The organism is Celeribacter baekdonensis, from assembly GCF_003047105.1.
GTDB classification, from domain to species: domain Bacteria; phylum Pseudomonadota; class Alphaproteobacteria; order Rhodobacterales; family Rhodobacteraceae; genus Celeribacter; species Celeribacter baekdonensis_B.
Map to the genome: position 1 here is coordinate 1,755,691 of NZ_CP028475.1, position 26,021 is coordinate 1,781,711.

The 26,021-nt window shown below is 57.8% G+C and carries 23 protein-coding genes and 2 pseudogenes; 12 read left to right on the forward strand and 13 right to left on the reverse strand.

All coding sequences use genetic code 11. The features are described 5' to 3' along the window. Positions 1-11: 11 nt before the first annotated feature. Together DA792_RS12150 and DA792_RS12155 are read right to left on the reverse strand one after the other, a co-directional pair. Positions 12-209 carry a hypothetical protein gene (locus DA792_RS12150; protein WP_254679688.1) on the reverse strand — a complete coding sequence of 66 codons (198 nt, stop codon included), beginning with the start codon at positions 207-209 and terminating at the stop codon, positions 12-14. A gap of 192 nt (positions 210-401) precedes the next feature. Next, positions 402-1,190, reverse strand: a complete 789-nt coding sequence (locus tag DA792_RS12155) for an inositol monophosphatase family protein (RefSeq protein ID WP_107720167.1) — start codon at positions 1,188-1,190, stop codon at positions 402-404. A gap of 163 nt (positions 1,191-1,353) precedes the next feature. On the opposite strand from DA792_RS12155, the gene DA792_RS12160 reads away from it, so the two are divergent. Continuing rightward, positions 1,354-1,704 carry a DUF1428 domain-containing protein gene (locus DA792_RS12160; protein ID WP_107720168.1) on the forward strand — a complete coding sequence of 117 codons (351 nt, stop codon included), beginning with the start codon at positions 1,354-1,356 and terminating at the stop codon, positions 1,702-1,704. Here DA792_RS12160 and DA792_RS12165 read toward each other — a convergent pair whose 3' ends face one another. After that, positions 1,705-2,610, reverse strand: coding sequence for a LysR family transcriptional regulator (locus tag DA792_RS12165; RefSeq protein WP_107720169.1), 906 nt, complete (start codon positions 2,608-2,610; stop codon positions 1,705-1,707). Positions 2,611-2,702: 92 nt separating this feature from the next. Between DA792_RS12165 and metF the strand changes: the two genes are divergently transcribed. After that, a complete protein-coding gene (metF, locus tag DA792_RS12170) occupies positions 2,703-3,539 on the forward strand; it encodes a methylenetetrahydrofolate reductase [NAD(P)H] (protein WP_107720170.1) in 837 nt (278 codons plus the stop codon). Between the two features lie 11 nt (positions 3,540-3,550). Here the strand turns inward: metF and DA792_RS12175 are convergent, their stop codons facing one another. Together DA792_RS12175 and DA792_RS12180 are read right to left on the reverse strand one after the other, a co-directional pair. After that, the gene (locus DA792_RS12175) at positions 3,551-4,585 is read right to left on the reverse strand and encodes a DUF2235 domain-containing protein (protein WP_107720171.1); all 1,035 of its coding nucleotides are present in this window, start codon (positions 4,583-4,585) and stop codon (positions 3,551-3,553) included. Positions 4,586-4,671: 86 nt separating this feature from the next. After that, positions 4,672-5,814, reverse strand: coding sequence for a type III PLP-dependent enzyme (locus tag DA792_RS12180; protein WP_107720172.1), 1,143 nt, complete (start codon positions 5,812-5,814; stop codon positions 4,672-4,674). A gap of 302 nt (positions 5,815-6,116) precedes the next feature. Between DA792_RS12180 and DA792_RS12185 the strand changes: the two genes are divergently transcribed. Beyond that, positions 6,117-6,548, forward strand: a complete 432-nt coding sequence (locus DA792_RS12185; RefSeq protein WP_107722685.1) for an Lrp/AsnC family transcriptional regulator — start codon at positions 6,117-6,119, stop codon at positions 6,546-6,548. A gap of 13 nt (positions 6,549-6,561) precedes the next feature. Here DA792_RS12185 and DA792_RS12190 read toward each other — a convergent pair whose 3' ends face one another. After that, a complete protein-coding gene (locus DA792_RS12190; protein WP_107720173.1) occupies positions 6,562-7,707 on the reverse strand; it encodes a serine hydrolase domain-containing protein in 1,146 nt (381 codons plus the stop codon). A gap of 179 nt (positions 7,708-7,886) precedes the next feature. On the opposite strand from DA792_RS12190, the gene DA792_RS12195 reads away from it, so the two are divergent. Next, on the forward strand, positions 7,887-11,012 hold the full coding sequence (locus tag DA792_RS12195) for a valine--tRNA ligase (RefSeq protein WP_107720174.1): 3,126 nt from the start codon (positions 7,887-7,889) through the stop codon (positions 11,010-11,012). 186 nt (positions 11,013-11,198) lie between these two features. Here the strand turns inward: DA792_RS12195 and DA792_RS12200 are convergent. Next, positions 11,199-11,995 (reverse strand): annotated as a pseudogene (locus DA792_RS12200) (crotonase/enoyl-CoA hydratase family protein). Positions 11,996-12,108: 113 nt separating this feature from the next. Between DA792_RS12200 and DA792_RS12205 the strand changes: the two are divergent. Continuing rightward, positions 12,109-13,224: a pyridoxal phosphate-dependent aminotransferase gene (locus DA792_RS12205; protein WP_107722686.1), complete on the forward strand. Its 1,116-nt coding sequence runs from the start codon at positions 12,109-12,111 to the stop codon at positions 13,222-13,224. Between the two features lie 6 nt (positions 13,225-13,230). Here the strand turns inward: DA792_RS12205 and DA792_RS12210 are convergent, their stop codons facing one another. Continuing rightward, positions 13,231-14,424, reverse strand: a complete 1,194-nt coding sequence (locus DA792_RS12210; protein WP_107720175.1) for a pyridoxal-phosphate-dependent aminotransferase family protein — start codon at positions 14,422-14,424, stop codon at positions 13,231-13,233. Between the two features lie 191 nt (positions 14,425-14,615). On the opposite strand from DA792_RS12210, the gene DA792_RS12215 reads away from it, so the two are divergent. Together DA792_RS12215 and DA792_RS12220 are read left to right on the forward strand one after the other, a co-directional pair. Further along, entirely contained in the window at positions 14,616-15,305 is a 690-nt protein-coding gene (locus DA792_RS12215) for a tyrosine-protein phosphatase (RefSeq protein WP_159075260.1), read from the forward strand. A gap of 12 nt (positions 15,306-15,317) precedes the next feature. Continuing rightward, on the forward strand, positions 15,318-17,231 hold the full coding sequence (locus DA792_RS12220) for an ABC transporter ATP-binding protein (protein ID WP_439099390.1): 1,914 nt from the start codon (positions 15,318-15,320) through the stop codon (positions 17,229-17,231). Here DA792_RS12220 and DA792_RS12225 read toward each other — a convergent pair. Next, positions 17,158-17,895, reverse strand: a pseudogene (locus tag DA792_RS12225) (glycosyltransferase); the annotation flags it as partial. The gene DA792_RS12220 and the pseudogene DA792_RS12225 sit on opposite strands and share 74 nt — an antisense overlap. On the opposite strand from DA792_RS12225, the gene ygfZ reads away from it, so the two are divergent. Both ygfZ and DA792_RS12235 read left to right on the forward strand, forming a co-directional pair. Next, positions 17,839-18,594 carry a CAF17-like 4Fe-4S cluster assembly/insertion protein YgfZ gene (gene ygfZ / locus DA792_RS12230; RefSeq protein WP_107720178.1) on the forward strand — a complete coding sequence of 252 codons (756 nt, stop codon included), beginning with the start codon at positions 17,839-17,841 and terminating at the stop codon, positions 18,592-18,594. The pseudogene DA792_RS12225 and the gene ygfZ overlap by 57 nt on opposite strands. A gap of 94 nt (positions 18,595-18,688) precedes the next feature. After that, entirely contained in the window at positions 18,689-19,522 is an 834-nt protein-coding gene (locus DA792_RS12235) for a 3-keto-5-aminohexanoate cleavage protein (RefSeq protein ID WP_107722687.1), read from the forward strand. A 37-nt stretch (positions 19,523-19,559) separates the two neighbouring features. Here the strand turns inward: DA792_RS12235 and DA792_RS12240 are convergent, their stop codons facing one another. Both DA792_RS12240 and efp read right to left on the reverse strand, forming a co-directional pair. Beyond that, positions 19,560-19,862: a hypothetical protein gene (locus tag DA792_RS12240; protein WP_107720179.1), complete on the reverse strand. Its 303-nt coding sequence runs from the start codon at positions 19,860-19,862 to the stop codon at positions 19,560-19,562. 134 nt (positions 19,863-19,996) lie between these two features. Further along, complete coding sequence (gene efp, locus DA792_RS12245; protein ID WP_107720180.1) at positions 19,997-20,560, reverse strand: elongation factor P; 564 nt, start codon at positions 20,558-20,560, stop codon at positions 19,997-19,999. 245 nt (positions 20,561-20,805) lie between these two features. On the opposite strand from efp, the gene DA792_RS12250 reads away from it, so the two are divergent. From DA792_RS12250 to DA792_RS12260, 3 genes are all read left to right on the forward strand, one after another. Beyond that, entirely contained in the window at positions 20,806-21,120 is a 315-nt protein-coding gene (locus tag DA792_RS12250) for a DUF6280 family protein (RefSeq protein ID WP_009571018.1), read from the forward strand. A gap of 114 nt (positions 21,121-21,234) precedes the next feature. Then, a complete protein-coding gene (locus DA792_RS12255; RefSeq protein ID WP_107720181.1) occupies positions 21,235-21,729 on the forward strand; it encodes a cupin domain-containing protein in 495 nt (164 codons plus the stop codon). 76 nt (positions 21,730-21,805) lie between these two features. Then, positions 21,806-23,269 carry a cobyric acid synthase gene (locus DA792_RS12260; RefSeq protein WP_107720182.1) on the forward strand — a complete coding sequence of 488 codons (1,464 nt, stop codon included), beginning with the start codon at positions 21,806-21,808 and terminating at the stop codon, positions 23,267-23,269. A 113-nt stretch (positions 23,270-23,382) separates the two neighbouring features. Here the strand turns inward: DA792_RS12260 and DA792_RS12265 are convergent, their stop codons facing one another. Both DA792_RS12265 and DA792_RS12270 read right to left on the reverse strand, forming a co-directional pair. Continuing rightward, on the reverse strand, positions 23,383-24,453 hold the full coding sequence (locus DA792_RS12265; protein ID WP_107720183.1) for a hypothetical protein: 1,071 nt from the start codon (positions 24,451-24,453) through the stop codon (positions 23,383-23,385). Between the two features lie 146 nt (positions 24,454-24,599). Continuing rightward, positions 24,600-25,994 (reverse strand): TolC family outer membrane protein, encoded by a 1,395-nt coding sequence (locus DA792_RS12270; protein WP_107720184.1) that lies wholly within the window; start codon positions 25,992-25,994, stop codon positions 24,600-24,602. Positions 25,995-26,021 lie beyond the last annotated feature (27 nt).

A 26,021-nucleotide genomic window follows, 5' to 3' on the forward strand; every position in this document is an offset into this window, starting at 1 on the left:
ATGTAGCCGGATCAGTTGGTCACGATAGAAATGGTCGCCAAGGTTGAATCGATGTTCGCAGCCGTCAAGCCCATGCCTTTGTAGATCAAAGCAATAATCGGGATTGCCAAGCCGATGATGGCAGATACCAACACGACCCAATCCACAGTCACAGCCCCGTCTTCGTCAGCAACATGTCGTTTGAAAAAATGAAGAATACGATGTGTCACAGTTTTGTCCCTCCGATGATTTCCCCGGTTTTCCATAGAAAAGCGACAAAAATTGGGCGGATGCAGGACAATTGAGAGCAGATCAGAAGAAAACCACTGCCCTTGCTCGCATTGTTCACGCCGTGACGGCAAAGAACCAAATTTATGCAAATTGGAGCAAACAAGCTGGAAAGAGCGAGGGGTTAACTTGGCTTAGGCGGCGCGGATCACGTCGGCAAAACGGTTAAACAACGCCTCATTGGAGCAAATCACTTCACCATCCTCAAGCGCATTGCCTTCGGGGTGCAGCGGCTCAACGATGCCACCGGCTTCTTTCACCAACAAAAGCCCTGCGGCCATGTCCCAAGAATTCAAACGGCGTTCCCAGAACCCATCATAGCGCCCTGCCGCCACATAGGCGAGATCAAGCGCAGCCGCACCCCAGCGGCGCACACCGGCGCAGGCCGGCAACACACGCGCCAGATCACGCAGGGTTTCAGGCAAATCGGCACGGCCGCCAAAGGGCAGACCCGTGGCAAAAATCGCTTCGATCATTTTGGAACGGCCAGAGACGCGCAGACGCATGTCATTCATCCAGGCGCCATTGCCCTTTTCGGCCCAAAACAATTCGCCTTTGGCCGGATCAAAGATCACAGCGGCAGTGATTTCGCCTTTGTGCTCAAGCGCAATAGACACCGCCCAATGCGGCAGCCCGTGCAGGAAATTGGTGGTGCCATCAAGCGGATCGACAATCCAACGACGGGTCGGATCCTTGCCCTCGACGGGTTTGCTTTCTTCGCCCACCCAACCATAGGTCGGGCGCGCCTCCATCAACATTTCCCGAATGATCTGCTCGGCACTGATATCGGCCTTGGACACAAAATCGCCTGCCCCCTTGGACGAGACCTGAAGGTTTTCGACTTCACGGAAATCTTTTACAAGAGAGCGCCCCGCGCTACGGGCGGCTTTGATCATAACGTTAAGATTGGCACTGCCTTGCATGGTCCGGGCTCCGGGTCAGAGATGTCGAGAGATGTTCAAACCGGGCGTATACGCCGCGAAACCCGCGCTGCCAAGGGTGTGCGGGCAAAGAAATGGTCTCCTTTCAGCTTTTACATGGTAACATACCCGCATTTTCTCCCATTCCGCATAAATGAGGTTTTGAATGTCCTACTTCCAGATCGCGATCATTCCCGTACCAACAGCACAGAAAGAGGCCTATCTGCGTGTTTCCACCGGCATGGCACCTTTTTTCAAAGAATTCGGCGCATTGCAGGTGTTTGAGGGATGGGGCGCATTTGTCCCGTCGGGTGAGGTTACATCCCTGCCCATGGCGGTTCAACTTGGCCCGGATGAGACAGTCGTGACATCCTTTATCGAATGGCCTGACATGGCATCGGCTGAGGCCTGTATGACGGCGATGGAAACAGATGAACGGATCGCCGCCTTGGGTGACATGCCCTTTGACGGCAAACGCATGATCTTCGGTACGTTTGAGACCCTGCTCAAAGCCTGATCAGCCCCGCTGCAATTTCACCGCTTCGGTTTTGGCAATCCGCAAAACATGGGCCATATAGGGTTTGGTCGCGTCATCGGTGCGCACCCCGGCGTACATCCGGCGCGTCACGCCAGTGGCGGTCAGTGGGCGTACGGCATAGTCCGGGTGGCTTCGAATGTCGCGCATCACCCAATCGGGCAGCACCGAAATCCCCCGCCCCGCCGCGACCAGCATCAGGATCACATCAGTCAATTCGACCTGACGCACCGTGGCGGGATCAACCCCCGCAGGCGTCAAAAGCTCTTTAAACACATCCAACCGCGCCCGGTCCATCGGGTAAGTGATGAGCGTTTGGTCGAGAAAATCCTCCGCCTCGACATAGGGCTTGGCCGCCAGCGGATGTTTGGCCGCCATCACGCACATCGGCGCGTAGTCAAACAGCGGGACAAAGGTGATGCCCGCAATCGTGTCTGGATCAGAGGAAATCACCAAATCGACCTCTTCGCGCTCCAAAGCGGGCAGCGCACCAAAGGCCAGACGTTGCCGAATATCGACGTCAATTTCGGGCCAGGCCTTGCGGAACTGATTAAGCACCGGAAACAGCCAATCGAAACAGGCGTGGCATTCCATCGCAATGTGCAGCCGCCCGGACGTGCCGTCCTCAATGCCGCGAAATTCGGCCTCAAGCGCCTCAACGCGGGGCAAGACCTCATCGGCCAGCGCCAAGAGACGCATCCCCGCCGCCGACAGTTTCAACGGCTTTGAGCGGCGCACAAACAACTCGACTCCAGCTTGATCCTCAAGCCCTTTGACCTGATGCGACAGGGCCGATTGGGTGATGTGAAGCCGGTCAGCCGCGCGCGCCAAACCGCCCTCTTCATAGATCGCTTTGATGGTACGCAGGTGGCGGAATTCGAGATGCATTGTGAATGACACTCATGTTGATCTTGAGAATTATGAATTTGTCTCACATCAACCGCTGTGAGACAAGGGCCCCGATTGATAAGGACACAACAATGACCCAAGCGCCCAACATCTCTTTTGAATTCTTCCCCCCGAAGAACATCGAGGCCTGTTTTAGCCTGTTTGAAACTGTGCAGGCGCTGGAACACATGCAGCCGGGCTTTGTCTCCGTGACCTATGGTGCGGGCGGCACCACGCGCGAATTGACCCATGACGCCGTGGCGTTGTTGAACCGCAAATACGGCTGGAATGTTGCCGCACATTTGACCTGCGTGAACGCGACCCGCGAAGAAACTCTTGAAATTGCAAACAGTTACAAATCCGTGGGCGTCAATGAAATCGTCGCACTGCGGGGCGATCCGCCCAAAGGCGCAGGCCAATTCACCCCCGCTCCGGGTGGTTTTGCCAACTCTGTCGAGCTGATCGAAGCCTTGGCCGCAACTGGCAATTTCAAAATTCGCGTTGGCGCCTACCCCGATCCGCACCCCGATGCCACAGATGACAGCGCCGACATCGTTTGGCTCAAAGAAAAGTTCAAAGCCGGGGCAGATTCGGCCATCACTCAGTTCTTTTTTGACGCCGATACGTTTTTCCGCTTTCGCGACCGCTGCGCCAAAGAGGGCATCACCGGCAAAATCATTCCTGGCATCTTGCCGATCACAAGCTGGACTGGCGTGCAAAAATTCGCGGCGGCCTGCGGCACGCCTCTGCCTGCGCATTACGCAAAGGCGTTTGAAACGGCGGAGGATCAACAGGCGGCCTCGGTCGATTTGTGCACCAAGCTGTGCGAAACGCTGATCCAAGACGGGGTCGAGGATTTACATTTCTACACGCTCAATCGCCCAACCCTGACCAAGGCCGTTTGCGCCAATTTGGGCGTGACGGGTTAAGCGCGGACCACCTATGATCGAATCGATGGATGCAGGACCTCTGAGGGGTCCTGTTTCGCCGCACGTTTCTGCCTGAGCCAAAAGAATTTACCCCAGCCCCGGTTCATGCCCACAGACGGCCCATGCGGGTCCGCGAGATAGCGCATCCGCCACCCTTTCGGCAACTCCAAACCCGCCGCTTCGGCCTTGTCCAGCATCCAAACCAAGGTGGTGTTTGATAATCTACGCTCCGGGTTATTGCCGGAAAGCTGCCCGCCAATATCGCCATGTGAACCGCGAAACCACATTTGCCGCAGCACCTGCCCTTTGGCCTCAGGATTGGTTTCAAACAGCACCGGCGCATAGGCGCGGCGGCGTTCGTGATAGGCCAGCGCATGATAAACATTTTTGACGCAGCGTGCGGGCATATGGGTGTGAAACTCGTGAAAGACCGAGGAATAGCGCCAGACAATTGGCATGTGCAGCCCCACCGCCGCCACCGTATCCCACACTCCAAGAAAGGCGATCTCGATAGGCTCGTGGCAATGCGCCTTGGTAAACTCCTGCGCCGCGCGCGTGTGCGGCGCGGTTTGATAATGGCGATAGGCGGTGCGGATGTTGCGCTCTGTGGCCTGATCGGCACGCAGCAATCCGAGCATATCAATCAAGCCGGACAGCGAGCGCACCGCATAGGCTCCGCGCGAATAGCCAAACAGAAAAATCCGATCTCCGGGGCGATAGCGCGACGCCAAAGCGCCGTAAACGCGCCGGATCTGTTGGTTGATGCCGCGTCCTTCGATCACGCCCATCGTGTCGCGCCAATTGCGCCATTGGATGCCCGCCTCGTAGCGCACCAACATATTCGCGCCCTGCGCCGCCTCCGAACACAACCGATAGGTCAGCCCGGCATTGGTCTCAAATCCCGGCTCCAAGGACGACAGCGTCCCGTCCATGATGATCACATGGGTGATCGGACCACGGCCATGCACACCGCCTGAGGTTCGCACCTTTTGGCGGAACTTGAACAATAGGCCTAAATTGCCAAAAATCCCTTTGCGCTCTGACACTTGGTCCTCAAAAAATCACCCCGCCCCTTATAGATAGCGGCGGGGCGGGATGTGTAAAGACCCGTTTGAAAAGCGAGACTGCCGGTTCAGCGGTGGGTTTGGACGGTTTCCAACGTGATCTGACCAAAACCATTGAATTTGGTCGCGGTCGCAACGGAATAGGCGCCCATGCCGTAAAACATCACATGATCCTCCTCTTCCATATCCGCAGGAAAGCTCAAATCAGACGGCAATTTGTCGAGGCTGTCGCAGGTCGGACCAAACACCGTGCGCATGACTGATGGGCCCGTGCGCGGCGTGGCAAAGGGGCCAAACACGCCGATGCGGTCGATCACGCCGACCAAATGCAACTCGGACAGCGCACCGTAGACGCCATCGTTGAGAAACACATGCGCGTCATCACGAATCGCTTTCACCCGTGTCGCCAAGCTGTAGCTTTCGGCCACAAGCCCCCGGCCCGGCTCGCAGACAAGTTTGGGGGCGTCCGCGCCAAACACCTCTTGGGTCACGCGCGCGATGAGATCAAATGTGGCTTCCAACTGTGGCGTCACCTCGGTCAAGCGATGCGACGGAAAACCGCCACCAACGTTCAAACGGGCGATTTTCACCCCTGCGGCTTTGGCAATATCCGCCGCCGCGCGGATGTAGCTGTCCCAGGCGCGCGGGTCGGTGCATTGCGTGCCCGGATGGAAGGTCAACGACGGGGTAAAGCCAAGCTGTTCCGCCAAGGTGAGCAAATCGACCGCCTTCTCAACACTGGCACCGAATTTTGCGCCAAAATTATAGGCTGCCCCTTTGACCGGCAAGGTGAAGCGGACCGAAATCTCAACCCCATCAGCGGGCACAAGCTCGCCCAATTTGACCAGTTCAGAATGGCTGTCGACCGAGTAAGAGGCCACGCCCATCGCAACCGCATGACGGATTTCAGAGCGCGAGCGCACCGGATTGTTATAGTGCAAATGCGCCCCCGGCGCGATGCGTGCGATGGTGTCCATCTCGACGGGCGAGGCCACGTCAAAGCCTTTGACGCCCGCGGCGACCAAATTGGCCAGCACGGTTTCATCCGGGTTGGATTTGACAGCATAGGTCACAAAGCCCTGAAATCCCTTAATAAAGCGACGTGCGGTGGATTGCAGGATAGCTGGGGAGAAAAACAAAACCGGATGATCCGGGCTGTGATGCCGCAGGTATTCTGTGGGCGTGGCCCAGATGGTTTTTGAGAGCCCCATTGGTCTGTCCTTTACCAATAGAGCGCAGCCACTCTCTTGCCCGGGATGTCCGGTTGGGATCGCACTTACGCGGTTTCCAAACCAGGCTAGGTGCAGCGCCGGAGGGCGCTTAACCGCCCGTCTCTGCCCTTATTCCTGAAACTCAGTGGCCGTTATATGCATGTTGATTTGTTCGATATAAAGGATAAAAACGTGCATAATGCCGGTCATTTTAACGATATGATCGGTTAAATTGACATCGCACATTGTGTGAAATGCCCAGCATGGCGCAGAGGGCGCATGCCATCGCAAAGGAGGTCGCTGTGGACGATCTGGACCAAAAGATTCTGATGGCGCTGGCCGCCGATTCCTCGACCTCGGTGTCGCGATTAGCTCGGCGGTTCAAAGTCGCCCGCTCGACCGTGCAGGCGCGGCTCGAACGCATGGAAACCAACGGCACGATCGCGGGCTACACGATCAAGCTGGGTGACGTGGCGCTTTCACGGCGGATCACAGCCACGGTCCTGATCCAGGTCGAGCCGCGCACATCGGCCGGAATTGTGGTCAAATTAAAAACGATTCCAGAGGTGGAAATGGTCGCGACCTCCACCGGGCGTATTGATTTGATTGCCCAAATCGCCTGTGACAGCACCGAAGAGATCGACGCTACCCTCGATCAGATCAACGCCATCACAGGGGTGCAAGACATTGAGAGCCTGATCCACCTCTCGACCAAATTCGACCGATCTATTTGAGGATGGGGGCACGTTATTGCGCCGGAGGAGGACCCGCAAGACTCGCGCCGCCGCGTCGCAGCTCCTCATCGCATTTACCGTAGGCGACCTCTTCAATCATCTTGATCGACGTGACCACCGCACGCGCCGGATCCAAAAGTTGATTGACCGTGCCCGAAATATAGACCCCCGCCTCCGGTGCATACAGACAGATGGAACCACCCAGCCCCATATGGCCCAAGGTGCGCGGGGCCGATTTGAACAGTCGCGATGGCGGGGCATTTAACCGATGTGGCAAGGACATCCACCACGGCACTTTAATCTGCATCAAACCGATGCCGTACTCCGTTGGAAAATACATCGGCCGCCATTGGTAGAGATGCGGCAAAATACGCTTGTCAAATAAATACCCTTCGAAAAAGCCACGGATAAAGATCAACGCCTCGCGCGAGGTGGTGACAATGCCGCCATCGGCCTGAAACGATGTCATCGTCCGCGGCACACGCACTTCGCGGTCCTTGGACATGAAATTGATCGGGCGCGCATCCGAGGGATCGCAATATAGATAAGTTGAACTCAGCCCCAAACGATCAATGATCCGGCGCTGTAGCACCTCGCCAAAATTTTCGCCCTCAATGGTCTCAATAACCCGTCCGAGAATGTGAAAATTCGTATCGGTATAAAGGGCTTTGGGGCTTTGCCCAGGCACAGCGACAGCACCGTGAGACCGGCTGCGTTGCAGCACCTCATCGAAAGTCCACGCCGTATCCACGCCATCACCAATGGCGTGTTTCAACGTGCGCGCCTGATATTTATAAAGGAAGAAATCGCCAAACCCCGACGTATGCGACATCAGATGGCGGATGGTGACTTGATCGGTATAATCAATGCCCTCTCTGACCAGAAATTCCTCATATTTTTTATCGCGGCCCAGATAGGTCAAGAACGGATCCTCAAACCCAACTTTCCCCTCTTCGATCAACTGTAACAGGATGGCAGTGGTATAAAGTTTGCTGGTGCCAGTCGCAAAATAGGGTGTGCGGCTGTCGAGCGCGCCCGACCCCACATGATACTCGCGCCCGGTCGCCCGATCATAGAGAGACATCGCGACACCACTGTGCCACGACGTCCGCGTTAACCGATCTGCAATGTTTTGAAGACGCTTCGGGGCTCGCCCCATGGTCCTTCTCCTTTCGGGTTCGTCCTACTGAATGCACAAGAAGCCTTAACAGCAGGTCAATGCGCCCGCTTTCGAGTGAAAATGAACGGGGTTTCGCCCTTTTCCTCGCGCCCCCCGCGCGGTAAACAACGCCAAAGCGAAGTCAGGGACTGCGCGAAAAGGGACTGGGCGAAGAGAGCATGGCAATGGAAAAGACATTTGACGCGCGTGACGCAGAAGCGCGGATTTACGAGGCTTGGGACAAGGCAGGGGCGTTCAAAGCCGGGGCCAATAAGTCCCGTGACGAGACCTTTACCATCATGATCCCGCCGCCCAACGTGACGGGCGCGTTGCATGTGGGCCATGCCTTTAACAATACCATTCAGGACATCTTGATCCGTTGGCACCGGATGCGTGGCTTTGACACGCTGTGGCAGCCCGGCCAAGACCACGCAGGCATCGCGACCCAGTTGATGGTGGAAAAAGAGCTGGCGAAATCTGGCAAAAAGCGCACGGATTTCACCCGCCCCGAGTTTTTGGAAAAGGTCTGGGAGTGGAAGGGCCAATATGGCGCAACCATCATCAATCAGCTCAAACGCCTGGGCTCGAGCTGTGACTGGTCGCGCAACGCCTTCACCATGTCGGGTGCCCCCGGCGCGCCCGCAGGCGAAGAGGGCAATTTCCACGACGCCGTGATCAAAGTCTTTGTTGAGATGTACAACAAGGGTCTGATCTATCGCGGCAAACGTTTGGTCAACTGGGACCCGCATTTTGAGACCGCGATTTCCGACCTCGAAGTTGAGAACGTCGAAACGCCGGGCCATATGTGGCATTTCAAATACCCGCTCGCAGGCGGCGAAACCTACACCTATGTCGAGAAAGACGAGGACGGGAACGTCACCTTCACCGAGGAACGCGATTACATTTCCATCGCCACCACGCGGCCTGAAACCATGCTGGGCGATGGCGCGGTTGCCGTTCACCCCGATGACGCGCGTTACGCACCGATTGTGGGCAAGCTCTGCGAAATTCCGGTCGGTCCAAAAGAACACCGCCGCCTGATCCCGATCATCACCGATGACTACCCGGATATGACGTTCGGTTCCGGGGCGGTGAAAATCACCGGCGCGCATGATTTCAACGACTACCAAGTCGCCAAACGTGGCGGATTGCCGATGTACCGGTTGATGGACACCCGTGGCGCAATGCGTGACGATGGCATGTCCTATGCCGACAGCGCGCTTTTGGCAGCAGAAATCTTGGCCGGCAAACCGTTCACCGAGATCGAAGTCGACGCGGTCAACCTTGTGCCCGATCACCTGCGCGGCTTGGACCGGTTCGAGGCGCGCAAAGCCGTGGTCGACGAGATCAACGCCGAAGGTCTCGCCGTGATGACCACCATCACCCGCAAAGTCAAAGACGACGAAGGTGTGGAGTCCGAAATCACCGAGACCGTGCCCTACGTCGAAGACAAACCGATCATGCAGCCCTTTGGCGACCGCTCCAAAGTCGTGATCGAACCGATGCTGACCGATCAATGGTATGTGGACGCCGAAAAAATCGTTGGCCCGGCGTTGGATGCGGTGCGCAAGGGTCGGACAAAAATCATGCCCGAGTCGGGTGAGAAAGTGTATTTCCACTGGCTTGAAAACATCGAACCGTGGTGCATTTCGCGTCAACTTTGGTGGGGGCATCAGATCCCGGTGTGGTACGGGCTGGACCTCTCCGCGCCGAACTTCAAAGACGACGAAGGCGATGGTGCCCTGGACGAGGTGGAATTGTTCCGCCTGTTGACCGAGGGCGGCATGTTGCACCTTGGCGATGTGCATCATTGCGCCGCCGAATTTGACGGGGTGATCGCTGCGTTTGAGGGCGAATTGGCCGATGTGCCGACCCCGATCAACCATGCGCGTATCGTCGAAGTCGACAGCCGCCAAGCCGCGATCGAAGCCTTCGCCGAAAGCCTCGCCGCCTATAACGTCAGCCAAGACCCGACCAAACTGGTCTACCCGGTCTGGCGCGACCCCGATGTGTTGGACACATGGTTCTCGTCGGGCCTCTGGCCAATCGGCACGCTGGGCTGGCCGGAATGGGATGAGAGCACGTCGAAATATTTCCCGACCGATGTGTTGGTCACCGGCCAAGACATCCTGTTCTTCTGGGTTGCCCGGATGATGATGATGCAGCTTGCCGTCGTAGACGAAATTCCATTCCACACCATCTACCTGCACCAACTCGTCCGCGACGAGAAGGGCAAGAAGATGTCAAAAACCACCGGAAACGTCATCGACCCGCTTGAGATCATTGATGAATTTGGTGCCGATGCGCTGCGATTCACCAATGCCTCGATGGCCTCCATCGGCGGCGTGTTGAAACTCTCTGTCGATCGGATCAAAGGCTATCGCAACTTCGGCACCAAAATCTGGAACGCCGCGCGCTTTGCCGAGATGAACGGCGTCTTCGACGCATATGACCCCAGTGTCCTCCCAACGCCGAATGCGACGGTCAACAAATGGATCATCGGTGAAACCGCGAAAGTGCTGGCCGAGGTCGACACCGCCTTTGCCGAATATCGGTTCAACGATGGGGCCAATGCGCTCTACGCCTTTGTCTGGGGCAAGTTCTGTGACTGGTATGTCGAGCTCTCAAAACCGCTGTTCTACGATGGCGATGACGCGGCCAAGGCCGAAACCCGCCAAACCATGGGCTGGGTGCTGGATCAGGCGCTGACCATGCTGCACCCGATCATGCCGTTCATCACCGAAGAGCTGTGGGGCACGATTAAATCGGATCGCACACTGTTGGCGATCTCGGATTGGCCGGAGCTGTCGCTTGATCTGGTCGATCCTGAGGCGGACCGTGAAATGAACTGGGTGATTGATCTGATCGAGAGCATCCGTTCGTCGCGCGCCGAAGTGCACGTACCTGCGGGGCTGAAAATCCCGATGGTTCAGGTCGAGTTGGACGAGGCGGGCAAAACCGCCTGGGCCAACAACGAAGCGTTGATCATGAAGCTTGCGCGTCTTGACAGCCTGACCCCCGGCCCGATGCCAAAAGGCGCGATCACCATCACCGTTGGCGGCGGCACATTCGCCCTGCCACTCGAAGGGGTGATCGACATTGCCGAGGAAAAAGCCCGGCTTGAAAAGGTCTTGGGCAAACTGTCCAAAGAGCTTGGCGGTCTGCGCGGACGGTTGAAAAACCCGAACTTCGTTGCCTCCGCCCCTGAAGAGGTTGTGGCCGAGGCACAAGAAAATCTGGCTGCACGCGAAGAGGAAGAGGGCAAAATCAAAACCGCTCTCGCCCGCCTCGCCGAAATCGGCTAACCCTCTGACATCCTTAAAAAGGCCCGTCATTTGGCGGGCCTTTTGTTTTGAGTATTTGGACTGCAATGAAGGGCTAAAGCGTCACGCCTTTAACCTGAGACAGGGGAAAGGCGTGACGCTGCCAGACATATCCATGGTGTGGGCGTTGCGCCATAAACCCGTAAAACAGGTTTATGGCGCAACGCTTTATTCGTATTTGGCCGCGCGCTTTTGCATCTGCGCCATGACGCTTTCCATCTGATCCTTGGTGCCAATCAAGGCGCGCTGTTCGCGGCTTTCTTCCATCAGAATATGCGCCCGCTCACTCACACTCTCAGCAACATCAATCAACCGCTTGGCGGCCTGAATGGCAGAGGGGCTTTTGCTTGCGATCACCAAGGCGATCTCATGCGCACGGGCGTGGGCGTCCTCGGCAATCTCGGTGACAAGGCCGTAGGCCAAAGCACGATCCGCAGGGACCACCTCATGGCTGTAGGTCAAAAGCCGCAACACATCCGAGCGCAGCACCCGCGGAAACAGAACCATCCCACCCATATCGGGCACAAGGCCCCATTTCATCTCCATGATCGACAGCTGCGCGTCAGGCGCGGCGATGCGAATATCGGCGGCGATGGCCAATTGCATCCCCGCGCCAAAACATGGGCCATGAAGGGCGGCAATCACCGGGATCGGCAGGTCATAAAGCGACAGAGAGAAGGCCTGAAACGCATTGCCATCCCCATGGGTGCGCCGCATCACCAGATCGTCCAAATCCTCTGACATAAACCGTTGGAAATTAGAGGTATCAAGCCCGGCACAAAATGCCTGACCCGCCCCGAAAGCACCACAACGCGTGCGTCAGAGGTGGCAATCTCGGCCACGGCGGACAAAAGATCACTGACCAAAGCCTCGGACACGGCATTCATTTTATCCGGGCGATTGAGCGTCACATGCGCGATGTGGTCTTTGATCTCAAGCGTGACAGTCTTGGGTGTTTCGGTCATGGCGGCTCCTCCTGCTGCCGAAACGCTATCAGGGACGCGCGCCAAGGTCAGGGCTGACGTTGCGACGCTTGCGCAGGCCGACAAGTTAAGGCAGGAAAAGCGCTATGACAGATATGACAGATTCACGCCAAACGGCACTCGCCCAAACCCTGCCCGCCACCGTGCCCTTTGTGGCCCCGGAACGGATGGAGGCGTTGCGCGGTGCGCCGTTCGACGCAAGGTTGGGCGCGAATGAATTGTCCTTTGGCCCCTCACCGAAAGCATTAGAGACCATGGCGGCCAGTCTGAGCGGCCTGTGGAAATATGGCGAGCCGGAGAACCGCGATCTGCGTCTGGCGATTGCCGCGCGTCACGGCATTGCACCGGAGAGTGTCACCGTGGGCGAAGGCATCGACGGGCTCTTAGGCAATTTGGTCCGACTTTATGTCGGACCCGGCGACACGGTTGTGACCTCAGCGGGTTCTTATCCGACGTTCAATTACCATGTCGCGGGCTTTGGAGGCACGTTACATACTGTGCCCTACAAGGGCGATCACGAGGACCCCGAGGCGTTGATTTCCAAGGTGCGCGTGGTGGGGGCAAAGCTCGTGTACTTGTCCAATCCAAACAATCCGATGGGATCGGTGCATTCGGCGCAAACCGTGCAAGACATGATCGAGGCCGTGCCTGCGGGATGTTTGATGATCCTGGACGAAGCCTATAGCGAATTTGCCCCCGTGAGCACCCGACCCGCGATTGATGTCACTGACCGCCGCGTCATTCGGTTCCGTACCTTTTCAAAGGCCTATGGCATAGCGGGTGCGCGCATTGGCTACGGCATAGCCCATCCGATTGTGGCCACCGCTTTTGACAAAATTCGCAACCATTTTGGTGTCAATCGCGTGGCCCAGGCTGGGGCTTTGGCGGCATTTGAGGATCGGGACCACCTGTCTGAAACCCTAAAACGGGTCTCTGAGGGCCGCGCTAAAATTGTACAAATCGCGCAAGACAACGGTCTGACGCCCCTGCCCTCCGCCACCAATTTTGTCGCCGTCGATTGCGGTAAAGACGGCACCTTTGCCCGCGCGGTTTTGACCGCTTTGGCCACGCGCGGGGTGTTCGTTCGGATGCCGGGGATCGCGCCACTCGACCGCTGCATCCGTATTTCGGTGGGCCGCCCGGAGGAGCTTGAGGTGTTGGCCGAGCGGTTGCCACTGGCTTTGGCGGACGCGCGCGCAGCTGTGGCCTAAGCGCGGTTATACCCGCGAGGACAACAGTTTGGCCGCCGCAACCGACCCGCCGCTTTGGTGCGAAATATCGAGCGCGACAAAGGCGGTTTCAATCGCACCGATGATGCCAAGCACCATATGGGCGTTGATATGGCCCATATGGCCTATGCGGAAATAGCCATCGGATTCAGCCGAACCAATGTCCCCAAAGCCCAAAGAAATCCCAAGCGTAATGCCAAGATGTTCGGTCAACCATGTGCGCAGTTGCGTGGCCGCCGGAGCCGCAAGCCCCAAGGTCGTGACCGCATGGGAGCGCGCAGCCGGGTCCGCAATGTTGAAATGCAACGGAGCGCCCCAGTGATCCACAGCCGCCCAATACGCCCGCGCCAAGGTTTCGTGCCGGGCAAAAACGTTGTCCAAACCCTCTTCCAAAATCATATCAACGGCTTGGCGCAGACCATAGAGATGATGGGTCGGCGGTGTGCCGTCGAAATATTCATAGAGATGCACAGGCTTGGCCCGCGTTTCCCACGCCCAATAGGGGGTGCGCAGATCAGCATTGCGCCCCGCCTCAAGTGCCTTGTCTGAGAACCAGACAAAGCCCAGACCGGGAGGGGTCATCAGGCCTTTTTGCGACGCCGCGATCATCACATCGACGCCCCACGCGTCCATCTCAAACCGTTCACAGCCTAATGAGGCAATCGCGTCCACCGCATAGATCGCCGGGTGAGCAGCGGCATCAATCGCCTGACGCGCCAGAGCAATATCATTGCGCACCGAAGTGGCGGTGTCGACATGGGTGACCAAAACCGCTTTGATCTCATGTGCGGTGTCTGCCCGCAAAGCCGCCTCCAAACGGGCGGGATCAATCGGGGCCTGTTTGCCAAACTCGATGACCTCAACTCTGGCCCCCAAACGGGCGGCCACATCGGCCCAGCCATGGCCGAAATTTCCTGTCGCACAGACCAAAACCTTATCTCCACGCGAGATCATATTGGTGAGCGACGCTTCCCAAAGGCCGTGACCGTTCGAGATAAAAAATGCCATGTGATGCGCCGTGCCCGCGATCTTTTTGAGATCGGGCACAAGACTTTGAGTCAGATCGACCAACTCGCCGGTATAGATATTCGGCGCCGGGCGATGCATGGCCTGAAGCACCGGATCGGGGATCACGGAAGGGCCGGGAATGGCAAGGTAATGGCGACCGTTGGCAAGTGTCATGGGCTGTCCTCAAACTCACATCAGGCCCAAGCGGTATCGCCCCAAAGCGGCCCCGTCAATTGTCGCTCATGTCACAGAGGGGTGCGCGTGTTTGGAGCAACCCCACCCTTGACGCCCCATGCGCCCGCCTTGCTTGCCCCGGCGGGCAAAGGACGATAAAGAGGCGCGATAATTTTTCAATCGGAGCCCTGATGTTCAAGACGCTAAAAAGAGGGTTCAAAAGGTTTGAGCGCGGTGAGGTCGGCCAGTTTGGCAACGACGTGTCCACGCCACGTACCCGCAGGCTGGCGATGTGGCATTTCCACCTGTTTGACCATGCGTTTTTGCGTGGCATTTGGACCAACCTGTATGAAATCGCGCCCGGCGTGTGGCGGTCCAATCAGCCTTCGCCTGCGCGGATCAAACGCTATGCTCAAATGGGGATCAAAACCATCCTGAGCCTACGCGGCGACAAAGACCTGTCGTTTATGTTGCTGGAAAAACAAGCCTGTGCTGAACATGGGATCACGTTGATCAGCACCGACAAAGCCGCCGCCCGCGGAGCCCTGTCGGGCAAAGACTATGTCGCGTTAATTGACCTTTTGGCCTCAATCCCGAAACCGTTTTTGATCCATTGCAAATCCGGCGCAGACCGGGCCGGGCTGGCCTCCGCACTGTATCTGTTGCACTGTGAAGGGGCCTCGATTGGAGAGGCGAAAAAGATGTTGAGCTTTCGGTTCATGCATCTCAAAAGTACGAAAACCGGCATTTTGGATCACATCCTTGATCTCTACGAGGCCGATCTAAAAGCCCATGGTCCGATCCCGATCCGGGACTGGTTTGAGACCCGCTATGACATTGAAAAGGCCCGCATGTTTAAAACCATGCGCTCCTTCCCCTAAGAAAGCGCCCCGATGAGCACGCCCGCCCCCTTCATCCCGGACACCGGTTCACGCACATTGATCGCATGGCTTTGGCGCGATTATTTGCACCGCTATGTGGTGCTGGTGGCTGTGGCTTTGGTGTTTATGGCGCTCGAAGGCGCGATGTTGGGTGCGCTCTCCTATCTGATCAAACCGATGTTCGACCGGGTGTTGGTGGCCAAAAATAGCGATGCGATCATCTGGGTCGCGCTTGCCGTCTTTGGCGTTTTCACCGCCCGTGCGGTTGCTTCGTTCAGTCACCGCGTCCTCATGGCCGTGGTGGGGCAACGGGTTGCGGCCACGCTCCAAGCCCGGCTTGTCGCCCATATGCTGACCCTTGATGGTCGGTTTTTCCAAGACCACCCCCCCGGCACCCTGATCGAACGGACACGCGGTGATAGTGCTGTCGTTTCAAGCGTGTGGGGCACCGTGCTTGCCGCCTTTGGGCGCGATCTCATTTCACTTTTGTCGCTGCTGACTGTGGCGATTTTGGTCGATTGGCGTTGGACGTTGATCGCTGTGGCTGGCGCACCCCTGTTGGCCGTGCCTGTGACGCTTTTGCAAAACCTCGTGCGCCGCACCACGCGCAGTGCACGTCAGGCCTCGGCCCGCGTCTCAACCCGGTTGGACGAGATTTTTCACGGCGCGACCACAATCAAACTTTCGGGCACAGAAGCCCGAGAAGCCGACCGATTTCACGGCGAAATCAAGCACTTCGTCACCTTGCAGATCAAATCCGAAGCCGGGCAAGCGGGCATTCCGGCGCTGATGGACATCGTCGCAGGGCTCGGGTTTTTCGGCGTATTGCTATATGGCGGCCATCAGATCATCGACGGCACCAAAACGGTCGGTGAGTTCATGTCGTTTTTCACCGCAATGGCTTTGGTGTTTGAACCGTTGCGGCGTTTGGGCAATGTTTCCGGCGTGTGGCAGGCAGCGCGGGCCTCGTTGGAGCGCATCTATGCGATCTTTGCCGAACGGCCAGAAATCACCTCGCCCGCGACCCCCAAAGCCCTACCCATTGCCGCCAAAGACGCCGACATCCGGTTTGAAAATGTGCGGTTCGCCTATGCCGATGCGCCGGTGTTAAACGGCACCACGTTCACCGCTGAGGCTGGGAAAACCACCGCTTTGGTCGGGGCTTCCGGGGCCGGAAAATCCACCGTATTCAACCTGATGACGCGTCTGGCGGACCCGAAAGAGGGCTCCATTTCCATCGGCGGCGTCGTCACAACGGAACTGTCCCTGCCCGATCTACGCGGCCTTTATTCGGTGGTGTCGCAAGACGCGCTGTTGTTTGACGAAAGCCTGCGCGACAATGTGTTGATGGGGGCCGAGGCGGATGAGGCAAAACTCAACGCCGCCCTCAAAGCCGCGCATGTTGACGACTTTTTGCCGAAACTTGACCAAGGTCTCGACACCCAAGTCGGGCCGCGTGGATCGGGTCTTTCAGGCGGGCAACGGCAACGGGTGGCGATTGCCCGCGCTGTGCTGCGCGACCGTCCGGTGTTGTTGCTCGACGAGGCCACCTCGGCCCTTGATGCACAGTCGGAAAAGGTGGTTCAGACCGCGCTTGAGACCCTCTCCAAGGATCGCACCACTTTGGTCATCGCTCACCGGCTTTCAACCATTCGCAACGCGCATAAGATTGTGGTGATGGACAAGGGTCGGGTCGTAGACGAGGGCACCCATGATGAACTCTTGGCGCGGGGTGGGCTTTATGCCGATCTCTATCGCCTACAATATGCCGATGGCCGCACGATCACCGACGGTAAGACCGGGCGAGTGCTGAAGGGTCAGCGCCAAGCAGGTAGCGCAGAAGACGGACAAGGTTCCGGCCTCCTTGCCGCAACCAGCCGTGTGTTTGGTAGCGTGTTGGGTCTGTTTGGACGCACAAAGGACTAAGCACGATCCGGCCCTTGAGTTTGCGCACCAGAGCGACGTCTTCCATCAGCGGGATGTCGTCAAAGCCGCCGACCTCATCATACATGTCGCGCGAGATCAAAAGCGCCTGATCCCCGTAAGGCAGATCAAACCAGTTGCTGCGCAGATTGGCCCAACCTGCGGTCCATTTGGCGCGCATCCCCTTGGTGTCGCGGAACCCAAGCGAATACACCATCGCCTTGTCATAGCCATGTGCCAGATGGATCACAGTCGCCTCAGCCCAGCCTTCGGGCAACCATGTGTCGGCATGAAGAAACAACAACCAATCGCCCTGAGCCGCCTCTGCCCCGCGTTTGAGTTGCCCGCCGCGCGATGGCGCGCCAATGATCAACTCGGCACCGACAAAATCGGCCATCTTCTCGACCCCATCGGTCGAACCGCCATCGCTCAGGATCAACTCCCGCACCAGTCCCGCGTCCAAGCCCTCCATCAAAGACAGCATGGTATCGCGCAGCTTTGGCGTGGCATTCAGGGTCGGGATGATGACAGAGATCGGCGCGCGCATGTGTTTCCCGCTTTTCGTGGCTCTTTTCCTTCCTATATGAAGAGTGGAAAAAGGGGAATGAGCATGACAGACACATCCGCACGCAGCGTCATTGAGATCACAGGCGAGGATCGCCTCCATTTCCTGCAAGGGCTGGTGACCAACGATGCGCGCCACCTGGAGCACGGGCCGGTCTATGCCGCGCTTTTGTCGCCACAGGGCAAATTCATCGTCGATTTCTTTTTGGTGCCCCAGGGCGAGACCGTGCTTTTGGATGTGGCAAGTTCAGAGGCAGAGGCGCTTTTGAAACGCCTGACCATGTATAAGCTGCGTTCCAAGGTGACCTTAAGCCTGAGTGAGCGCACCGTGTCGCGAGGACTTGGCGACGCACCCGAGGGGGCCATCCAAGACCCCCGCACCGCGGACATGGGATGGCGCGCCTATGATGGTCGACCCTCGCAAGAGGTCGATTGGGACGCGATCCGCGTGGCCCATTGCGTGCCAGAGACCGGAGTTGAGCTGACCCCGGACACCTTTATCTTAGAGGCCGGGTTTGAGCGCCTGAACGGGGTCGATTTCAAAAAGGGCTGTTATGTTGGCCAAGAGGTCACCGCCCGGATGAAACACAAAACCGATCTGCGCAAGGGCCTTGCGCGTGTGACCCTCACCGGCTCCGCCCCTGTCGGCACCGAAATCACCACTGCGGACGGCAAATCCGCAGGCGTTTTGTTCACCCAATCCGGGGGGCACGCCATCGCCTATCTGCGCTTTGATCGTGCCACCGGTCCCCTGCGCGCCGGGGAGGCCGAAATTTTCGCTCAAGCAACAGCAAAGTCTTAACTTTTCAAACCTACCCTTCTCGGGCATGATCATCATATCTGATGCCAGGGAGGACAAACGTGCGGGCCAATTCTTTCAAACGGTGGGGCAAACGATGACCACGCCCTGTATCATTTGCGTTGCGATCACCGGCTCTTTGCCAACCAAAGCCGACAATCCGGCGGTGCCAATCACCGTGGCGGAGCAAATCGAATCCACCCATGAGGCCTATGAGGCCGGGGCCAGCATCGCCCATTGTCATGTCCGCGATGACGAAGGCAAACCCAGCTCTGATCCCGACCGGTTCGCCCGGCTGAAAGAGGGTATTCAAACCCATTGTCCCGGCATGATTGTGCAACTGTCAACCGGGGGACGATCTGGGGCGGGCAAAACCCGTGGCGGCATGTTATCCCTGCGTCCGCCGATGGCCTCTTTGTCTGTCGGCTCTAACAATTTCCCGACCCGCGTCTATGAAAATCCGCCCGATCTTGTCGATTGGCTGGCCTCTGAGATGATCACCTACGGCGTCAAACCCGAAATTGAAGCCTTTGATCTTTCGCATATTTATCAAGCCAAGCTGATGGCGGATCGCGGCCAGATCAAAGGCACGCCTTATGTGCAATTCGTCATGGGGGTCAAAAACGCCATGCCCGCCGACAAGCGCGTGTTTGATTTCTACGTCGAAACCGTGAAACACCTGTTTGGCGAAAACACCCCGTGGTGTGCCGCTGGTGTGGGCCGTCATCAACTTGAACTCAACGAATGGTCTGCCGCCGCGGGCGGTCATTTGCGCACCGGACTTGAGGATAACATCCGTATTGATCGCGACACATTGGCTCCGTCCAATGCCGCTTTGGTCGAACTGGCCGTGCTTGCCGCCCAGCGTCACAAACGCCCCATCGCCACGCCTGCGCAAGCGCGGGCCATCCTTGGATTGCGAAAGGGCTAATCCTTTACGCCGTCAGCGCATTAAAACATCGTGGCGATCAAATGATGATCGTCGCGCATTCCAAAGCACATCCCGCGACACACAACATATCGCCATTGCAGCCGCGCGAACATTCTTTGAGGCAGTTGGCCGCATGTTCGGGCGTGCGCAGTTTTGGATCCAAAATCATCAAATCAGGTACGCCCTCCGGCCCCATCGTGACCCGTGCGACCTCCTCGTCATCATCGGCAAGCAGGATCGTGATCTCGGTTGGGCTATCAATCCGCGCGCGCAGCCCCTGCCCCGTGTCCGGATTGATGGCGGTCAGAGTATAGGCAAGACGGCTTTTTGAGTCTGTCATGGCACCCTCCTTTGGCAACGCCCAAAGTCTCAACTCTTTGGCTCGATTTTGCATTGATCTGAGCCCGTGCAAAAAGCGCATAAAAAAAAGCGGCCCATACAGAGCCGCTTTTATGTTCTTCACTTCGAAGCCGCTTAAGCGCGTTCAGAATATTCCATGGTCTCGGTGTTCACCACGATGTCCTCGTCTTGACCCACGAACGGCGGCACCATGACGCGCACACCATTGTCCAAAATCGCGGGTTTGAACGAGTTCGCAGCCGTCTGACCTTTGACCACCGGCTCCGTTTCCACAATCTTGCAGATCACTTTTTGCGGCAACCGCGCATTGAGCGCCTCGGCTTCGTGAAACTCAACCACAATGGTCATGCCATCTTGCAGGAACGGACGGCGATCCCCCAGAATATCGGCAGGCATTTCAACCTGATCGAAGGTCTCCATGTCCATAATCGTCAACAAGCCGTCGCTCTCATAGAGAAACTGCATGTCCTTTTGCTCCAAACGCACGCGCTCGACCTTATCGGCAGAGCGAAACCGTTCGTTGAGCTTGCGCCCGTCCCGCAGGTTCTTCAGCTCGACCTGAGCAAAGGCACCACCCTTGCCGGGCTTGACGTGATCGACTTTTACAGCGGCCCACAGGCCCCCGTCATGTTCCAGCACGTTGCCGGGGCGGATTTCGTTACCGTTGATTTTGGGCATATGTCTAACCGTGGCCGTTGGTTGAAGAATGAGTTTGGCACCCTATATCCGTCCAAGGGCAGGCTGACAAGGCAGTCCTCTGGCGGCACACGTGTGAGATTTGACACAGTTGGGAAAATGTTAGCGACCAACCCTATGCGCAAACCGCATAGGTGGCATGCAAATGCATCGTATCCGAATCGACACAAACCTGTCATAAGGGCCCGCACGCCAGAAAGACAAGAGCAATAAAACAAGGAAAACCCATGGCTGAGTTCGTTGATGGCACCGCATTCAACTATGAGCAAGGACAACGCGCCCGCAAGCTTTTTGCGGCTGTTGTGTTGGCTGCACTCGATGATGCGATCGCCGATGATAAGAAATACGGCAACGGCCCGGAACAAATCGCCCGTTGGGCACGCTCCCGTGATGGGCGCGAAGTTTTGTCCTGTGCTGGGATCGACCCGTGCGAACGCGTGGTCTCCGGCCTGATGGAATTTGTGTCGAAAGGCATTCGGACCTCTGTCGCGCTGTCACGCGAAGAAAGCGAACGTCGCAACGCACAGGCGGAAGCTGCCTAAGCTCTCCGATCACGCTGCTATTTCTGAAGAAGACGCGCCATGCTGCTCGCTGGCGCGTCTTTTCTTTTGCCGCCATACTGCGCGTATCCTTGGTGAAACTGATGGAACCCGCACATGTCCCAAAAGAAAATCGACATCCCCTCAATTCCCGCCAAAATTGGCACGCTTTATCCGCCGCCCCACCACAAAAACACCCGCGCCCGTGTCAAACGCGCGCTCGGTGACACGGCGGGCCTGACGCAATTTGGCGTCAACATGACCACGCTTCCACCCGGCACATGGTCCGCCCTGCCCCATTGGCATGAAAAGGAAGATGAGTTCATCTATATCGTTTCGGGCCACCCGACCTTGGTCTATGGCGACAGCGAAGAACAGCTCGCCCCCGGCGATTGCGCAGGCTTCAAAGCGGGGGAAGAAATCGGCCATTGCCTACAAAACCGCACCGACAGCGATGTGATCGTGTTAGAGGTCGGATCGCGCATTGCGGGTGAACGCGCCTTTTATCCGGGGCTTGATCTGATGGCGGACACCGCGTCAGACGCTTTTTACCACCACCTCGATGGCACCCCTTACCCTGATCTCAAACGCCGTGGCCCCGATGATGACTGAGGCCTTGCGCATTTGGCTTTCGTCTTCAACGCAGTTCAAATACTCCTCTTAAAACCAAAAGGAGAAGGACAGCGGCGTGACCAAAGCGATCATGATCCAAGGCGCGGGTTCGAACGTGGGCAAATCCATGTTGGTCGCGGGCATCGCGCGCGCCATGAGCCGCAGAGGCCTCAAAGTCGCGCCATTCAAACCACAAAACATGTCCAACAACGCCGCAGTCACCGAAGATGGCGGCGAAATCGGCCGCGCGCAGGCGCTTCAGGCCCGTGCCTGTGGCCTGCGCCCTCACTCCGACATGAACCCCGTTTTGCTCAAGCCCGAAACCGACGTCGGCGCGCAGATTGTGGTGCAGGGGCAACGGATCGACACGCTCAAAGCCCGTGCGTATGGCTCGATGAAAGCCACCTTGATGCCCGCCGTCATGGAGAGCTTTTACCGCCTTGCCAAAGGCGTCGATCTTGTCGTGATCGAAGGCGCCGGCAGCCCGGCAGAGATCAACCTACGCGAGGGCGACATTGCCAATATGGGCTTTGCCGAGGCGGCAAATGTGCCCGTGGTGCTGATTGGCGATATTGATCGTGGTGGCGTCATTGCGCAGCTCGTCGGCACCTATACGGTTCTGCCCAAGGCCGACCGCGAGCGGATCAAAGCCTTTGCCATCAACAAGTTTCGCGGCGACGTCAGCCTGTTCGCGGGTGGGACACGCGCCATCATCGAGGCCACCGGCTGGGCCGATTTGGGCACTTTGCCGTGGTTCGATCAGGCCCATCGCTTGCCTGCCGAGGATGTGATGGACATCACCTCACGCGGCAGTGGCGCGATCAAAATCGCCGTGCCAAAACTGTCCCGCATCGCCAATTTCGACGACCTCGACCCGCTGGCCGCCGAACCGAATGTGACCGTGCAGATTGTTGAACCCGGCCATGCCCTACCGGGGGACGTCGACCTCGTTTTGATCCCGGGCTCAAAATCGACCATCGGCGATCTGGCGTTTTTTCGCAGCCAAGGCTGGGACATCGACCTTTTGGCCCATGTTCGGCGTGGTGGCCATGTCATGGGAATTTGCGGCGGCTATCAGATGCTTGGCCAGTGGATCGACGACCCGGACGGGATCGAAGGTCACGCCGGACGGCATCCCGGCCTTGGGCTTTTGCAGGTGGAGACGGTGATGTCCGGCGACAAACGGTTGGCCGAAGTCACCGCGACCGAGCGCGCCACCGGCGCGCGTGTCACCGCCTACGAAATCCATATCGGCCGCACGGAAGGGGCCGATTGTGCCCGGGCGTGGTTGTCTCTGAACGACCAAGGCGGCACACGCCCAGAGGGCGCGATGTCGGCGGATGGTCGGGTCATGGGCTGTTATTTGCACGGGCTGTTTGCCAGCGACACGTTTCGCAACGGCTATCTGGCGCGGTTTGGCCTATGCGATGGAATCGCTGATTTTGACGGTGGGGTCGAAGCAACCCTAGAGGCGCTCGCAGATCACATCGAGGCCCATTTGGATCTCGATGCGCTTTACGCACTCAGCGCCGAGATCTGATTAAAGCGTCACGCCTTTCACCTGAGGCATGGGAAAGGCGTGACGCTGGCAGACATATCCATGGTGTGGGCGTTCCGCCATAAGCCCGTGAAACAGGTTTATGGCGGAACGCTTTATTCGAATTCGCGCAGGGTCAGCGCGCGCTGCACTTCGCGGCGCACCAGACGGCGGACGTTGCGCGTGATGCGTTCGCCCATTGCGCCCTGCAATTCCTCACGGATCACCTGCGCCACCAATTCACGCAGCGCCTCCTCGTCCATCATCTCCTCATCGGCGTACCCGGCCAAAGCCAGCTCTTCCTCAAGACTTGGATCAGGATCGGCAGCCACCTCTTCAGGCGCGGCCATATCTTCGACCTCGGGCTCATCAACCGGCGGAAGATCATCAGACGCACGGGAGGTCTCATGCGCGGCGGGGGTTTCCTCGATCACTTCGGCATCGTCAATGTGATCGTGGCCTTGCTCAGACGGGCTCATCGCGGGGTCTTCCTCCTGCGGGACACGGAAATGAAGCACGCGGGCTCCGGGTTCAGCAAAGGCGCGCGGGATAGAGCAGGGGATTTCTGCCTCAAGATCCTCAGATCCATCCGGCTCCCACTCATAGGACTGAGCGCCCACGGCGGTTTCAAGTTCGGCAATCCGCTGTTCCAAACTCAGCCGCGACACATGAGCTGCGGCCTCAACATCCGGGGTGTCATCGAACCCAGCAGCCCAATCGGTTTCCTGGGCCTGATCGGTGTCTTCGCTTTGCGCCGCGGCACCAACCTCTTGCGCCACCAAGGTTTCAAGCTCGACGTTCGGCGCCTGCGCGTCGTTCAAATCGTCCTCAGGCGCGTGTTGTGTGTCTTCGGGAAGTGAAACCACCTGATCCATCGAAAGAATCAACGGCTGAGTGTCTGTGTCTTTGTCTGTGTCTGCCTTTGCCGCAACCACGCCATCGACCTCAGCATCCCCCTCATCGCCAGAGGTCTCCACGTCCTGCGGCTCGACAGGATCTTGGGCAACGCGAAAATCAGGCGTCAGGATCAAAGCGGCAGGTCCCTGAGCGCGAACGGGGGACTCAGCCCGCAACGCAGGTTGAGAGCCTCCAGAGGGGCCATCATGATGATTATGGGTCTCAGCCACCAAACGCCGGATCGACGCAAGCACGTCTTCAGCATCCATATTCGTCATCGGATCAGACATCCCGACTCCCTCACTCACTACAGCTTATGGTAGCCAGCTTCGCCCCTACACACAAGAGATCGCAGAAAGCAGAAAGCCCCCGCCAAACGGCGATCCCGGCATGATGCCAAGAAACCGTCAGACGGGGGCTGTCAAAAAAGCTGCGTTTATTTACGCATCAAACCTTCGAGGACACGATCCAATTTGTCGCCTTGCGGGCTGACATAGCGGGTCGGTGCGTTTTTCACGGCATTGTAATAGGCGGAAGGGTCATAGACCGGCACGTTGAGTTTCAACTGATCGACCGTAAGCATGCCAAGCGATTGCAACACGGCATAGGATTGCGATTCGCGGGCAATGCGCGCCTGAATGGCCGACACCTGCGCGTCGAGCAAATCTTGTTCTGCGCTCAACACATCCAAAGTGGTCGAAGCGCCCAGATCGGCCTCTTCTTTGACTCCATCATAGGCCACGCGTTGGGCGCGGACATAGGCGTTTGAGGCTTCCTCAGAGGCGGCATAGACCGACAACATCGCCCAGTTGGTGCGCACACCTTGTTCGACTTCGCGCGCCGTTTGCAACAACTCAGCACGGGCCGCATCACGGTTGGCAATACCACCACGGATCGCCGAAGACACAGCACCGCCGGAATAGATCGGGCCAGACACACCAAGGCTCAAAGTGGTCACACCGTCATTGGCATCCAAGCTGTCTGTGTAGGACTGTGCAACCTGCCCCTCGACTGTGGGAAACAAATTGCGTTCCGCGATGTCCACCGCAATATCCTTGGCCGCCGCTTGGTGTTGCAGCGCAATGATCCCTGGGTGGGTTTGCTTGGCAACAGTCACAGCCGCCTCAAGCGTTTTCGCCGGAAGCGGAATGTTGGGCGGGTTTGACAGGTTGCTCGGATAATGGCCGATTGCGACCTTATAGGTCTCGCGCGCGGCAGACAGGCTGCCTTGGGAGGCGGCAAGGCTTGCACGGGCAGAGGCCAATTGCGCCTCATATTGCGACACCTGTGTGCGGGTGATTTCACCCACGTCGAACCGGTCTTGCGCGGCTTTGAGGTTTTGCTGATTCAACCGCACCGCACTTTGGCGCAGGTTCACCAAGGCCTGAGCTTCGCGCACGCCCTGGTAGGCGGAGACCGCATTGGCCAAAACCTGTTGCTCTACATTCACAAGGCCCGCACGCGTGGCCAAAACCACCTCTTTTTGCAGATCAACGGACAGTTTGTTACGGCCAAACGTGTAGATTTCCATCGACGCGATAAAGCTAAGCGTCTCGGACCAATCCTTTAGGACATTGCCATCGGAGCCAAAAGATTTGGACCCGGAATAGTTGTATGCGATGGTCGGGCGCAGATCGGACAGCGCCGTTGCCACCCCCTCGTCAGCGGCGCGCAATGTGGCGCGGTTTTGCTCCAAAAGGCCTGAGTTTTTATAGGCAGACGCCAAGGCGTCGCCAAGCGTTTCAGCGGTCGCCGCAAAAGGCACCGCCATCAAACTCAGCACCGCCGCGCCAGAAAAAAGTACCTTTTTAAATCCTGTGGTCTTGCTCATTGGCCTCAGCCCCTTTGTTATCTTACG

What these genes read in the sequence shown, in the direction of transcription:
- DA792_RS12155 (WP_107720167.1), bottom strand. Translation starts at nt 1,190, where the DNA reads ATGCAAGGCAGTGCCAATCTTAACGTTATGATCAAAGCCGCCCGTAGC.
- DA792_RS12160 (WP_107720168.1), top strand. Translation starts at nt 1,354, where the DNA reads ATGTCCTACTTCCAGATCGCGATCATTCCCGTACCAACAGCACAGAAA.
- DA792_RS12165 (WP_107720169.1), bottom strand. Translation starts at nt 2,610, where the DNA reads ATGCATCTCGAATTCCGCCACCTGCGTACCATCAAAGCGATCTATGAA.
- metF (WP_107720170.1), top strand. Translation starts at nt 2,703, where the DNA reads ATGACCCAAGCGCCCAACATCTCTTTTGAATTCTTCCCCCCGAAGAAC.
- DA792_RS12180 (WP_107720172.1), bottom strand. Translation starts at nt 5,814, where the DNA reads ATGGGGCTCTCAAAAACCATCTGGGCCACGCCCACAGAATACCTGCGG.
- DA792_RS12190 (WP_107720173.1), bottom strand. Translation starts at nt 7,707, where the DNA reads ATGGGGCGAGCCCCGAAGCGTCTTCAAAACATTGCAGATCGGTTAACG.
- DA792_RS12195 (WP_107720174.1), top strand. Translation starts at nt 7,887, where the DNA reads ATGGCAATGGAAAAGACATTTGACGCGCGTGACGCAGAAGCGCGGATT.
- DA792_RS12205 (WP_107722686.1), top strand. Translation starts at nt 12,109, where the DNA reads ATGACAGATTCACGCCAAACGGCACTCGCCCAAACCCTGCCCGCCACC.
- DA792_RS12210 (WP_107720175.1), bottom strand. Translation starts at nt 14,424, where the DNA reads ATGACACTTGCCAACGGTCGCCATTACCTTGCCATTCCCGGCCCTTCC.
- DA792_RS12215 (WP_159075260.1), top strand. Translation starts at nt 14,616, where the DNA reads ATGTTCAAGACGCTAAAAAGAGGGTTCAAAAGGTTTGAGCGCGGTGAG.
- DA792_RS12220 (WP_439099390.1), top strand. Translation starts at nt 15,318, where the DNA reads ATGAGCACGCCCGCCCCCTTCATCCCGGACACCGGTTCACGCACATTG.
- ygfZ (WP_107720178.1), top strand. Translation starts at nt 17,839, where the DNA reads ATGACAGACACATCCGCACGCAGCGTCATTGAGATCACAGGCGAGGAT.
- DA792_RS12235 (WP_107722687.1), top strand. Translation starts at nt 18,689, where the DNA reads ATGACCACGCCCTGTATCATTTGCGTTGCGATCACCGGCTCTTTGCCA.
- DA792_RS12240 (WP_107720179.1), bottom strand. Translation starts at nt 19,862, where the DNA reads ATGACAGACTCAAAAAGCCGTCTTGCCTATACTCTGACCGCCATCAAT.
- efp (WP_107720180.1), bottom strand. Translation starts at nt 20,560, where the DNA reads ATGCCCAAAATCAACGGTAACGAAATCCGCCCCGGCAACGTGCTGGAA.
- DA792_RS12250 (WP_009571018.1), top strand. Translation starts at nt 20,806, where the DNA reads ATGGCTGAGTTCGTTGATGGCACCGCATTCAACTATGAGCAAGGACAA.
- DA792_RS12255 (WP_107720181.1), top strand. Translation starts at nt 21,235, where the DNA reads ATGTCCCAAAAGAAAATCGACATCCCCTCAATTCCCGCCAAAATTGGC.
- DA792_RS12265 (WP_107720183.1), bottom strand. Translation starts at nt 24,453, where the DNA reads ATGTCTGATCCGATGACGAATATGGATGCTGAAGACGTGCTTGCGTCG.
- DA792_RS12270 (WP_107720184.1), bottom strand. Translation starts at nt 25,994, where the DNA reads ATGAGCAAGACCACAGGATTTAAAAAGGTACTTTTTTCTGGCGCGGCG.